At 33.2% G+C, this 12,831-nt stretch carries 14 protein-coding genes and 2 pseudogenes; 12 read left to right on the forward strand and 4 right to left on the reverse strand.

Annotated features, from left to right (window positions below):
* The first annotated feature begins 13 nt into the window (after positions 1–13).
* From AC1Q8N_RS07175 to AC1Q8N_RS07215, 9 genes and pseudogenes are all read left to right on the forward strand, one after another.
* Positions 14–715, forward strand: a complete 702-nt coding sequence (locus tag AC1Q8N_RS07175) for a response regulator transcription factor (RefSeq protein WP_000033681.1) — start codon at positions 14–16, stop codon at positions 713–715.
* Entirely contained in the window at positions 699–2,207 is a 1,509-nt protein-coding gene (locus AC1Q8N_RS07180) for a sensor histidine kinase (RefSeq protein WP_493521143.1), read from the forward strand. Before AC1Q8N_RS07175 ends, AC1Q8N_RS07180 begins: the two co-directional genes overlap by 17 nt.
* A gap of 112 nt (positions 2,208–2,319) precedes the next feature.
* Positions 2,320–2,673 (forward strand): YxeA family protein, encoded by a 354-nt coding sequence (locus tag AC1Q8N_RS07185; RefSeq protein WP_493521144.1) that lies wholly within the window; start codon positions 2,320–2,322, stop codon positions 2,671–2,673.
* 200 nt (positions 2,674–2,873) lie between these two features.
* On the forward strand, positions 2,874–3,635 hold the full coding sequence (mreC, locus tag AC1Q8N_RS07190; protein ID WP_493521145.1) for a rod shape-determining protein MreC: 762 nt from the start codon (positions 2,874–2,876) through the stop codon (positions 3,633–3,635).
* Positions 3,636–4,303: 668 nt separating this feature from the next.
* Entirely contained in the window at positions 4,304–6,139 is a 1,836-nt protein-coding gene (locus AC1Q8N_RS07195) for an FtsX-like permease family protein (protein ID WP_493521146.1), read from the forward strand.
* An 80-nt stretch (positions 6,140–6,219) separates the two neighbouring features.
* Positions 6,220–7,041 (forward strand): peptidoglycan-N-acetylglucosamine deacetylase, encoded by an 822-nt coding sequence (locus tag AC1Q8N_RS07200; RefSeq protein ID WP_098076043.1) that lies wholly within the window; start codon positions 6,220–6,222, stop codon positions 7,039–7,041.
* Positions 7,042–7,058: 17 nt separating this feature from the next.
* On the forward strand, positions 7,059–7,715 hold the full coding sequence (locus tag AC1Q8N_RS07205; protein ID WP_098076041.1) for a YkyA family protein: 657 nt from the start codon (positions 7,059–7,061) through the stop codon (positions 7,713–7,715).
* A 145-nt stretch (positions 7,716–7,860) separates the two neighbouring features.
* Positions 7,861–7,974 (forward strand): annotated as a pseudogene (locus AC1Q8N_RS07210) (LPXTG cell wall anchor domain-containing protein); the annotation flags it as partial.
* Between the two features lie 201 nt (positions 7,975–8,175).
* Positions 8,176–8,363, forward strand: a pseudogene (locus AC1Q8N_RS07215) (hypothetical protein).
* A gap of 148 nt (positions 8,364–8,511) precedes the next feature.
* Here the strand turns inward: AC1Q8N_RS07215 and AC1Q8N_RS07220 are convergent.
* Entirely contained in the window at positions 8,512–8,691 is a 180-nt protein-coding gene (locus tag AC1Q8N_RS07220) for a cold-inducible protein YdjO-related protein (protein WP_048541090.1), read from the reverse strand.
* 346 nt (positions 8,692–9,037) lie between these two features.
* A complete protein-coding gene (locus AC1Q8N_RS07225) occupies positions 9,038–9,997 on the reverse strand; it encodes an Rpn family recombination-promoting nuclease/putative transposase (protein WP_098076039.1) in 960 nt (319 codons plus the stop codon).
* Positions 9,998–10,120: 123 nt separating this feature from the next.
* On the opposite strand from AC1Q8N_RS07225, the gene AC1Q8N_RS07230 reads away from it, so the two are divergent.
* Positions 10,121–10,267 carry a DUF7003 family protein gene (locus tag AC1Q8N_RS07230; RefSeq protein WP_176520785.1) on the forward strand — a complete coding sequence of 49 codons (147 nt, stop codon included), beginning with the start codon at positions 10,121–10,123 and terminating at the stop codon, positions 10,265–10,267.
* 69 nt (positions 10,268–10,336) lie between these two features.
* On the opposite strand, the gene AC1Q8N_RS07235 is transcribed toward AC1Q8N_RS07230, so the two are convergent.
* Positions 10,337–11,239, reverse strand: a complete 903-nt coding sequence (locus AC1Q8N_RS07235; protein WP_426934128.1) for a diacylglycerol/lipid kinase family protein — start codon at positions 11,237–11,239, stop codon at positions 10,337–10,339.
* Positions 11,240–11,325: 86 nt separating this feature from the next.
* Complete coding sequence (hpt, locus tag AC1Q8N_RS07240; RefSeq protein WP_001047287.1) at positions 11,326–11,853, reverse strand: hypoxanthine phosphoribosyltransferase; 528 nt, start codon at positions 11,851–11,853, stop codon at positions 11,326–11,328.
* Positions 11,854–12,014: 161 nt separating this feature from the next.
* Here hpt and AC1Q8N_RS07245 point away from each other — a divergent pair, with 161 nt between their 5' ends.
* Complete coding sequence (locus tag AC1Q8N_RS07245) at positions 12,015–12,230, forward strand: hypothetical protein (protein ID WP_098076037.1); 216 nt, start codon at positions 12,015–12,017, stop codon at positions 12,228–12,230.
* Between the two features lie 183 nt (positions 12,231–12,413).
* Entirely contained in the window at positions 12,414–12,746 is a 333-nt protein-coding gene (locus tag AC1Q8N_RS07250; RefSeq protein ID WP_048551170.1) for a hypothetical protein, read from the forward strand.
* The last annotated feature ends 85 nt before the right edge of the window (positions 12,747–12,831 follow it).

The raw sequence follows: 12,831 nt of genomic DNA on the forward strand, positions 1-12,831 counted from the left end.
TGGAGGAGATTTTGTGAGTAAAGGAACGATACTTATCGTGGACGATGAGAAGGAAATTAGAAAACTTATCACTATCTATTTGAAGAATGAAGGTTACGAAGTATTACAAGCTGGAGATGGTGAAGAGGGTTTAGAAATAGTAAAGAAAAGAGACGTGCATCTAATCGTCCTTGATATTATGATGCCGAAAATAGATGGTATTCATATGTGTATGAAAGTGAGAGAAATAGCGGAAATGCCTATTATTATGCTTTCGGCAAAAACGCAAGATATGGACAAGATTTTAGGATTAACAACTGGCGCAGATGATTACGTAGCCAAACCATTTAATCCACTGGAACTCATTGCTCGTATTAAATCACAACTTCGGAGATATATGAAAATGAGCGGGACAAGTGTACAGGATGAAAATGAAATAGAAATTGGAGATATGAAAATTAATATAGTAACACGGCAGGTCATTATTGCAAATAAAGAGGCGAAATTGACACCTAGAGAGTTTGAGGTATTAGAATTGCTTGCACGAAATCAAGGAATGGTATTAAATGCAGCACAAATTTATGAAAGAGTATGGAAAGAGCAAGCTTTCCAATCCGATAATACTGTGATGGTACATATTCGGAAAATACGTGAAAAGATAGAGGCAATTCCAAGGAAGCCTCGGTACATTAAAACGGTATGGGGAGTTGGCTATAAGATTGAGAAAGATATTTGAACCGATAATATGGATGAATCAAGTTTTTAAAAAAATGATAGGTAAAATAGTGAGTCATTTGGAAAAGAGCATACGGATACAGCTAATGGCTACATTTACTTTTTGTACGTTACTCGGGGTATTAGTAGGATGGTCTTCATCTTCTTTTTTCGAGGATGCTAATAAAATTTCTATCATTGATTATGCATCAGGTATGGAAGCCATTGATGGACAGACACAAAGGCTTGTTGAAAGTATAACCGAGGAAGGTAAGGAAATTAATATACAAGAATTGCTTGATCAATTGAATCACCAAAATCAACTGAAGATTTTAATAATAGATGAGAATGGGAAAGTCGTTTATAAAACAAAGGGAGCGCCGGAAGAACAAATCAATCTTCATGAGACGATGCGTAATGTGATGGATTTTAAAATGGATCAAGTACGATATGTAGAGGCGCAAAGTTTAATTCAAGATGGAACTGAACAAAAGCGTAAGGAGTTTACAACTTTTTATCCGGTTACTGTTAATACGGAAAATATGTATATCATTGCAAGTGGTATACCACAAGGAAATGTGAAGTATATAGTGAATGATAGCAGCCCATTTCCATCTTTACTAGGTTTTATCACTTTTATACTATCTTTCTTTTATATAACGAAAAGGAAGATGAATCAGATTGAAGCGATGGCAGAAGGAGTAAGGGAGTTTTCGAAAGGTAATTTACAATATAAAATCAAACAGGCAGGTCAAGATGAAATAGGTTTATTAACTTCTAATATTAATCAAATGGCAGAAAAGCTTTTGGCTAATATAGAAAAGGAAAAACAAATAGAGAAGCAAAAAAGTGAATTAATTACAAATGTATCACATGATTTAAGAACACCACTTACTTCTATTATGGGGTATTTACGTTTACTAGGTGATGCGAAATATGAAAATAAAGAACAGCATGATGAGTATATAAAAATTGCCTTTTCAAAATCAGAGCAGTTGAAGATGTTAATAGAAGATTTGTTTGAGTATACAAAACTAACAGATGAAAATATGGCGTTAGATTCGCAAGAAGTGTGTATAAATGAACTACTTGATCAATTAATAGAAGAGCTAGTACCACAAGCGGAGGAGCATAATATTTCTTTTGTAAAAGAATTTCAAGAAGATCGTATATATGCTGTTGTGGACTCAGAAAAAATGGTACGTGTGTTTGAAAATCTTTTAATAAATGCAATTAAATACAGTATAGATAAAGCAGAAATTCGGGTTTTACTTCAAAGAGAAGAACAGCATATCAAAATTTCTATAGCGAATCATAGTGAAGAATTTACAAAAATAGAATTAGAGAATTTGTTTGAGCGTTTTTATAAAAAAGATCAATCGAGAAGTAGAGCTGTAGAAGGTTCAGGTTTGGGACTTGCAATTGCAAAAAGCATTGTTGAATTGCACAAAGGAGAAATTCGAGCAGAATATGAAAATGGGGTTATTCAATTTATTATCTTATTGCCAATTTAATTAGAAGAGCACTAGGAAATTTGGTTACATTTTAATACGTAATAGCGCTGCGATGGATTTAGAGGAAGTCCTTTAAGGGGAAGTATCTGAGAAGAGGAGAATAGAAAGTTTCATGAAAAAAATAAGTTCGTTTATCGTATTGATTATAGTTGGAGTTACATTACTTATAGGAAAGGGGGGACCGATTGTAGATCAATTCAATCCATTTATTAAAGAAGATATTTATTATGCTGTTGTTGATAATGATGGTAAATATGGAGCTGAAAACAAAGGTTTTGCTAGATGGAAATATAAATTCAAAGGATATAATGAATCTGGTCAAGAGCAAAAGATTGCGATGACTGCTTCAAAACATTTAAGAATAGGAGCATATTTAAAGATTAGATCTAAAGGAAGTTATGGTATGGAATGGGAAGAAGTACAAATAGATGAAATACCTAAGAAAGTACAAATACAACATAATTAGTTATAGAAATTATAAGTGGCATTCCATGGATAAGGTAACGAGCAAACTTCGAAGATTGTAGCAGTATATGATAAGTTCTAAATTTTTTATAAAGAAAATAAAGTTTATCTGAACTTTATCTAAACTCCATTTCTTCTGTATACAATCACTAGTATTCTATAGTGTGTGGATAAAAAGTGGTAAGGAGTAGCAGGATAATTATGCAGGTTTCTAAGAAGAAAATATTATTATTTCTTTCAATTATTCTTTTGGCTTTATTGATGGTGTATGTATGTACAAATAATAAGCATGTCCAAAATATTGTTCATAATATAGAAGACATCTATAAAGTATATAGAGAGAATCAGGTATTGAAAGGGAAAATTGAACATCAAGAATCGTTAAAGAGTAAAGTGCAAATATTAAGTGAGGAGAAAGAAAACCTTACTAAACTTATCAACAAAACGAAAGAATTAAAGGAACAAGGAAAATACAATTTAATTCAAGCTACAGTAGTAACTCGTGTAGCAGAAGAGTGGTATGGAGAAGTCACTATTGATAGAGGAGCACAACATGGTGTAAAGGTTGATATGGCTGTTATTACAGTGGACGGTTTTATCGGAAAGGTAGAGAGTGTAGATCAATATACATCTGTTGTGAAATTAATTACGAATGATGAACGAACGAATCGTTTAGCAATCACCTTTCAAAATAATTCATCCATTTTAGGATTTGTTACAGGATATGATAAGAAAAAACAGGCTCTTCGAATTGATAATATTCCATCAGATAAAGCGAAAGAAATAAAAATAGGTGATAGTATTATTACCTCTGAATTGAGTCAGAAAATACCACCTGGCCTTGAAGTAGCAGAGGTGATAGAGCAAGAACCGGATCAATATGGTCTTGCTTATATTATTTATGCAAAACCAAAGGCGAATTTATATGATTTAGAAGATGTAATTTTAATAGAACCTAAATAATAGTTTTATGTAGTGCCTTTGAGAGGTGAATTAGAAACGAAGAGAAGGAACGTAAAATAAAGAGTAAGAGGGATAAGGAAAAGTAAAACGGTACCAAATTTAATAATATATGGTTATATATTTATAATTTTTTTATTTTATCTTTATCTTATCTTTATCTCGGACAATTATAATGAAGAGGTAAACTGATGATAAGTGCAAAGTTATTAAGTATTACAGTGGGGCTTTTTTTTTGTACATTTTTAATATTAATTATTTATATAACCTCTTAAATAGGCTAGAAAACCTATTTAATATCCTTCGACTTTATATGTGTAAATATATTATTTGAGCGTGAGAATATTGATGTCAAAAGGTATATGAATCGGATTATAAAATGTTTGATTTGCATATTGTAATGTTTTTTTCGGGAGTGTACATTACAAAAATGTAAGGATAATGTAAGAGGAATCAATATTGCTGTTTGTAGGGAAAAGATAAAATGATAGTTAGTGGCTATGAAAATAGCATGATCGCAGCACTAGCCAAATGACAGGAGGCAATATGAAAACTTTAATATTTGAAGAGAACGTTGTACAAAGAGGGGATAGTAAAAAGATGAATGTAGTACACCACACTGTAGAGAAGCGTGGGTGTAGAGTGTGTTATTAAAACTTTCTATTTCTAGTATGAAAAAAATGATTAAGGATTATATCGTTTTATTAATAGGTCTTGTCATCTCAATTGCTATTTTTTATATGTTTCAAACGCTTGCGTTAAATAAAGAGTTTACAATGAATAACAGTATTATTGGTTCAATCGTATTTGTATTTCAAATAGGATCGATTTTGGTGGCTTTTATTACATTCTTTTATATTTTTTATGCAAACTCTTTTCTCCTTTCACTACGGCGGAAAGAACTTGGCATGTATCTTGTTTTAGGGGCCAAAAAGAGTAAAATCAGCCAACTTTTATTCTTTGAGACATTGTCTATGGGAATGATTTCACTAGCATTAGGGAGTGTATTCGGAGCTATTCTTTCCAATTTCGTTAGCAAATTTCTAACGAAACAATTGGGAATTTCAGCGGAAGGTTATCAAGCATTTTATGGTCCTGCATTCAAAATAACATTTATATTCTTTAGTGCGTTATTTCTACTTACATCCGTTGTGAATGCAATTCGTATAGCACTAAAAACAGAACTAGATTTAATTCGTACAGAGCAGCAAACGGAGCGCATACGAATAAAAGGACCAGCCACAATATTGTTACTCTTATGTAGTTTGCTAGGACTAGGTGTAGGATATTATTTTGTAATCTTCGTAGGAATAAAAGATGCTGGTGCCATTATGCTTCCATTATTCACGATTACAATTGGAACATACCTTATATTTATTTCACTCTTACCTATGATTGTTAATAGGCTAAAGAAAACGCGCTATTTAAATGAGAAGAAATTAAATGCATTTACATTTGCACAATTGCAGTTCAGGGTAAGTAGTTTGGCGAAAATATTAGGAACGGTAACGATGCTAATTGGACTAGGTGTGGGGGCAATGGCTGGTGGCATGTCTTTACAGAAAAATGTAATCCTTTCAGCAGAAAAAATGTCAGGGTATGATATTACAATTCATGATCCAGAAGCAGCGGATTATAAAGCTATGGAAAAAATGAAAATTGTAGATAAAAAACAATATAAATATAAAGTTGATAATGAGGCTGTTTACTATTTAAAAGAGGAATTATTAGCAAATCCTCCACTGTTGTTCGGAAAGAAAGAGACAACACATATTTTTGAACAACTTCCATCTTCGAGCTATAGGATGTTTAAGGGGGAGAAAGTTGATCCATCTAGTTCTACGTTACCGCTGAATTGGGATAAGAGTATGGATAGTGATTTTAGATCGAATATTTCTGTATATGATCGAAAAACTGTCTATATCGTCGACGAAAACCGGTATGAAGCAATTCAAGGTAATGAGCATATGTTTTTTATTGCTAAAATCGATAATATTTTACGGTATAAGACAGAGTTGAAAGAGATAGATAATCGTCAAATCGAAAAAATAGCCGTTGCTATTAATAAGCCTAAGGAAGACGTATATTTACCAACAAACTATGGTGATTATGAATCTATGCTCGTCTTCTCAAAAGGAACTTCCTTTATGGGATTCTTTTTAGGTCTTGCTTTTTTAGCTATGATGGCAAGTTGTTTAATGTTTAAGATTCTTTCTGGAGCTACGAAAGATATAGGGCGGTATGAGATGCTCCGGAAAATTGGGGTACGTAAAGAATTACTTATACAATCTATGTATAAAGAATTAGGCATTGTATTTTTATTTCCAGCTATATTGGGTCTTATACACGTTTTGGTAGGAATGAATATATTTAAATTTGTTAAGTTTTTTGTAAATCCATATGTGAATATTGGACTTCCGATTTGTATATTTTTAATCATTTACGGTGTCTACTATTTGATCACTGTTCAATTATATAAGAGGATTGTGCTTCCAAAGGAAAAATAGAATGGATGCCGGGGGAAGGGGTAAAAAACTAGAGTAATATTTTTATAAGTAAGTAATGGACGTAGAAAGGAATTAATAGAATGGGGAAACTGTTAAAGGTAAAGAATATAGTTGTAATGATGGTAGCTATAGTTGTAGTGGGAGGGACTTTTTTTGTATTTCAAGCGATAACTTCACCTGCAAAAGCGATAGCAAATCAAGAGAATCCAGTTCAAAATGCAAATGAACAAATAAAAGTGGAGATGAATAAGGTTGCACCAACCCAATTTAATGGTCAAACTAGGAAAATTGCCTATCTTACTTTTGATGACGGACCAGGAAAATATACGGCACAGTTACTAGACATATTAAAGGAAAATGATGCAAAAGCAACATTTTTTCTAATTGGTCAAAATGTAAAATCATACCCTGATTTAGTAAAACGAGAAGAAGCGGAAGGACACTACGTTGGTATGCATAGTATGACGCATAATAATAGAAAATTATATGCCCAAGGTGGCTACGTAGATGAAATGAAAGAGGATCAAGGCTTAATTGCTAGTATTCTCGGACATGCCCCAAAACTAACACGCCCACCATATGGTTCAAAGCCAGGATTACACGAAGAACTTCGTAATAAAGTTGTAGAAAATGGTCTTAGAGTATGGGATTGGACAATTGATTCATTAGATTGGGAATATAATAGTATATCAATTGATACTGCGAAAGCGAAAATTGTTCAAAATGTACTTGCTAGTGCGACAAATCCGAAAGAAGTTATTTTAATGCACGATATTCATCCGCAATCTATCGCTGCAGTACCGGCTATTATTAAAGGTTTAAAAGAAAAAGGGTATGAATTTGAAGCATATCATGAAGATGATCATTTCCCCTTGAACTTTATGCATGATAAACGAATGTAACATAGGAGGAATTGACATTGACTTATAAAGCGTTAACGATTACCGGAATTATATCTATAAGCTTATTGACAGGGTGTTTTGGCGCAAAGCCAGAAGCAGAATTGTACGTCGCATTTGAAAATGCAACGAAGCAAGAAAAGGCGGTTTCTGAAGATGCGAAAAAACTAGAGGGTTTAGAAAAACAAGGTCAAGAGTTATACAATCAAATTATAAATGATGGTAAAGATAGTAATCAAGCAATTATGCCGAAGATAGAGCATGCTACAAAAAGCATGGACGAACGTGAAAAAGTATGGAACAAAGAAAAAGAAGCTTTTGAAAAAGCACAGGAAGAAATAAAATCAGTTCATAAAACTATAGATAAAATGGAAGATGCTGCTCTTCAAAAACAAGCAAAAAACATACAGGATATTTATAAAAAGCGCTATGCATCTTTTAATAAGATAAATGATTCGTATCAAAAATTAATGGGATTTGAAAGAGAAGTATATAAAAGTTTAGGCGAAAAAGAAACGAACTTAAAAAAGATTAGTGAAAAGATTAAAGGTGTAAATCAAATGAATGAGGACATTCAACGAGAAAAAGAGAAATTTAATGGATATACAAAAGAATATAACAAAGAGAAATTAGATTTTTATAAACAAGCGAAAATTAAAATTAAAGATGAGAAGTAAATACTTTATTCCTATATCATTTAATCTTATTTATTAAGTACAAAAGGAAAAAATCAAAAATAAAAGTTTGTTTCTTACTCAAAAATAGAATATAGAATTCAAGGGTCTCAAACTATTATAGTTTGGGGCTTTTTAATATTCTTAAGGAGAAAAACTACCAAATACAGCATCAAATAGCGTAACAATGATGATGCTAAGTGCATGTCTTGTAGCGTTAGGATCTGTATTTGGATTTACTCGTCGTAAGATTCAAGCATAAAATTTTGTATGAGCCTATAAAAAATTGTCCTTCCGAAAGAGGTGTAGTATGTAATCCTAGATATAAATCTAGTAAAAGGTTATATTAGAGTGTTTTGAAACCATATAGAAATGATCGTAGCGAATTGATCTAATGAATATAGGCGTATAAAATATGATGTAAGATTTTCCGATATTTTACTTTTGTAAGAGAGGATACGCTATGTTATTGATTCTTAGCATCATTTTGATAGGAATTATGACCGGGATGAAAGTAGTAATTTCTTTGATAGTAGAGGTACAGAGAAAAAAGGTTTTTATGTATATTGTCTTAAGGGGAATGAGAGAACTCGAAATGGGAATTCTGCTCCTTTTTATTCAAAATGTAATTTATTTTTTAGTAAAGAATGATAGTTGGAATGAGTTTGAGATATTGAAAAAGCTTTGCGAGGATACGCAAAACTTTTTGTATAGTTTATTTGCTTTCGATGCACATTGTAAATAAGGAGAAAGAGAATCCTCTATGTTTCAGTTTATAGAAGGTGAAGAAGGGAATTTATTATATCTTTTGTAATAAGCGTTCGCTGCTTTCCATATCGCTTTTACATAACGGACATTTCGGTTCTGCTTCTAATGCAAAGTTTTTACGCATCCATCCACGGCAGTTTTCTTCTAGGCATTCCCATACAGCAATTGCTTCTGGTTCTACTACAGGTTTATCATTTTTTCTCCAATACATGTGATCGCTCCCTTAAATTGAAAAGTTTTTCAGAAAAACAAAAAAGGTTGTTAACGATTTTGTTAACAACCTTTTTTATATTAGTTCATTATACTTTATTTTTTGAAAAAATGCGAAGGTTAGTAATTGTTAAAGTATAGCAAAAAAGCGATTATGCCAGCTTAGGATTACCGCCTTGGTGGAGATTTATGATTGAAGTTTAATTAATGAAGAGTTGGCGCAGGTTCAGATGCATCGGAAGTAAATATGCTACAAAGAGTATGGTACAAGCATATCCTGTTAGCAGATGATATTGGGGAAAGTTAATAAAAAAGAGCTTGAAACCATTCAAGCTCTTTTTTTATCACTATTTATGTTCTAAAATATGCTCAATCTCATGCAAACTTAATTTACTTGCCTTAGCAATCGTTTCAAGCGGTATACCAAGATCATACATATTTTTAATCATTTGAATTTTCCCCTGTTGGACTCCTTCTTTTCGACCTTTTTCAATGCCCTGTTCAATGCCCCGTTCAATGCCTTGTTTCATCCCTTGTTCCATTCCTCTTTTTATTCCTTCTGTCTCTGCATGGGCGAATTTTGCTGCTTCATCCATTAAAACTTTCTCCCTTGCGTCATAGGCTTGTCGGAAAGAAGAATCTTGACTCATACGTTCCCATTTATTTATCGCTTTTTGTAAAATAGGGTCTTGGTTCATAGCAATATCCTCCAATAGTTTAGTTAAGTGCTCATCCTCATTGGCTGAAAGCAATAAGAGCCAACGAACAAATGGATCTTTCCACGGATTTACTTTTTCTTCATGCCATTGTTCAGTTAACTTTGGAATTTCTATAATGTGGATTTCTATGTCGTCACTCAGGAGTTTTTGTTGTTGTGTATTCCATAATATGCTCGTTGTATGGAAGGCTGGGTGTTCCGAAAACATTACGAAGTTTAGTAAGTTTATGGTGATGGTTTTGTGAAGTGCACTGTAGGGCATCCCTTTTTGTAGTTGAGATGTGTATAGTCTTCCCCAATAATATAAACTGCGTTTAACCATATCGTGATTATTATTGAGTTGTATTTCTACATTGACTTTTGTTCCTGTGTCTAATGTCGCTGAAATGTCTAAAATAGATAACTTATCCTCTTCATATTCCCTGTGTAAATGTGGATCTTCTAGTTGTAGAGAAGCAATGGGTGACTCTAAAGACTCCTGTAACATAGCATTTAAAAATGAAATTAGAATATCTTCACTACCATTCGTACCAAACAATTGTTTAAATGCAAAATCAATGCGTAAATTCACTAACTGTTGGTTGAACAAAGTTTGTCCTCTCCCTTATATGAAGGTACTTCTTTCCTTCATTGTATCTAAAAAGAACTATGGCATGCAAACAGGAAAGTTTGCTATTTTTTTAGCAATATTATTAGAATGTCGCAAACAAATATGTCTATGTTATACTCTACTGAAATTGAATTCTTCCAATCAGTAGCGGCTGCTATAGAGAAGAAAGATCCAAGTATTATTGTGAATAAGGATTCTAATACGTACTGGAAAAATTGGGTGGAGTTTGATTACGAAAACTCATATTAAAAATGAAAGAGTAGACTAAAACCTTTCTAAGGAAAAAGACGAGCTAACATATCAGCTCGTCTTTTTGTATTACACAACCGCAGGATTATAAATCATCGTAAAGTGTCCTTGTAATAGTTCAATATGACAAGGTGTATGAAGCGAGCTTTCTCCATCTGTATCTACTTCTTTTTCTTCTTCTGTTTCAATATGAATAGATTTCGCTTTTACATGGAAGATGTCATTTTCATTTGAATCTTCAAATAGTTTCTTCCCGATATAATCTTTAAACGCTTGAATACCTGTTGATTTTACGACGAAAATATCAAGTGTTCCGTCGTCGCACTTTACGTTTGGAATAAAGGACGGGATACCGCCAAGATATTCACCGTTTCCAACCATAACAAGGACGGCTTCGTCTTCATATACTTGTCCATCGTACGTAATTTTTACGGGGAATGTTTCAGCATTTTTGACAGTTCGAATGGTGCTTAAATAGTAACCAATTTTCCCAAGCTTTGCTTTCTCTTCCGCATCGATATTGTTTGATACTTCAGAGACAAGTCCAATGCCCCAGAAGTTTAAGAAGTGTAGGTCATTTGCTTTTGCGACGTCAACTGGTTTTACATGTCCTTGTGTAATAAGTTTTGCTGCTTCTGCGATGTTTTGCGGAACGCCTAGAGTACGAGAGAAGTCATTGCAAGTTCCGCCTGGAATGATTGCAAGTGTAGGTCTAGTTTCAAGAGGTGCTAAGCCATTTGTGCATTCAAATACAGTGCCGTCACCACCAAAGACGATAATTAAATCTACTTTACTAGCAAACTCTTGGCAATATTTTGTTGCATCACCTTGTTTTTTCGTATGAAGGATATGTAGATCAGGAAAAGCTGCGGCAAGAGGTGGTACGATTTTCGTTAAATTTGTATGTAAGTCACCTTGACCAGCTTTCGGATTTACGATGAGGAGTACTTTTTTAAATTTTGTCTTTGTCATTTTTATTCTCTCCCTTTGTCTTTTACGAATCGTGATAGAAAATAAACTTCCACCAGTAATTGATGGTGGAAGTTTATTTTATTATATTATTCCGTTACAACTGAAGCGATAAATGGTAAGTTACGATATTTTTCTGCGCAGTCGATACCGTAGCCAACGATAAATTCGTCTGGAATTTGGAAGCCAACATATTCAGCTTTTAAGTCCACTTTACGACGCTCAGGTTTATCAAGTAACGTACAGAATTTCAATGCTTTCGGTTTATGCATAAAGAAGTGATCTTTTAAGAAGTGAAGTGTTAAACCAGAATCGATAATATCTTCTACGACAATTACGTTTTTTCCAGTAATGTTTACATCGATATCTTTTAACAGTTTTACTTTTCCAGTTGTTTCTGTTTGATTTCCGTAGCTAGATGCAGAAATAAAGTCGATTGTTACATCGTTTTTAATGTGACGAATTAAATCGGCAGCGAATACGAAAGATCCTTTTAATACAGCGATTACTACGATTTCTTCTCCTTCAAAGTCACGTTCGATTTGAAGTGCTAGTTCTTTTACTTTTTCTTGTAATTGTTCTTCAGAAATTAAAGTATCTTTTATTTCAAGATTCATTGGAGTCCTCCTACAGTGTAAAACTTGTGAACATTTCGACTGTAAAGGAAAGAAGGGGAAAAGTCAAAGAAGATATAAGTTTTTTACAGAAATCCCCACAAAATAGTCAGATGATATGATATACTGATCATATCAAGAAAACGCTTCCAAAAAGGGTGATTATGATGAGAAAGAAAGATTATACAAGTGCAACATTTATAAAAGCATTACTTTTAACAATTGTTCTTGGTAGTTTGGCTTACATAATTGATGTACCAGCGATTCGAATTTCACTAATTGGAATGACTTTAGTATTAGGCGCAATTTCCCACGGTATGATGTCACAGCTACAAGAAGCTGGAGTGGATCATATGAAAGATCATATAGATAAGAAATGAGAAACCTTCACGTATAGAGAGTGAAGGTTTTTTGTTTCTTACAAAAATGTAAGGTAGTTGTAAGGCAAATCGATAGTTGCATAGTAGTGTTTTGGATAAACTATAAGTGTAAGGTAAAAGGCAAGCATATTTTAGGTAAATTAAGTTTTAGGCACTCTATATGTGAAAAAGGAGTAGGAGGGCATGGAGAAACGTTGGACGACCTTTTCTTTTTTAGCAACTAGCAACACCGTAATGCTAGCTGGCGAAATGGATTTTTTGCACTTGTTTGATCGAGAAGACGATCATTCTTCTTCTAAATTTACAATGAAATGGAATAAATGGAGCGAAAGTTGTAGGTTGGAAGAAGAGACCCCTAACGAAGAGCAAAAGATTATTTTGACAAACCCTATTAAAGCGTGGGTTGTTCAACGTCGTAAGTGTAACGTCAAAAATCACTTAAAGAAAACTGAGCCGAGACAATTAGTTATCGCTCCGGCCCGTTCTACTTCTAAATCACGCGAAAGTAACATGTAAATATTGAGACACACACCCGAAAAAACATCGCATATATTGCGATGTTTTTTTATTTTTCTACAATGAAATCTTTAAATGAAATATA

The organism is Bacillus sp. GW823-FHT06B01 (assembly GCF_058952315.1).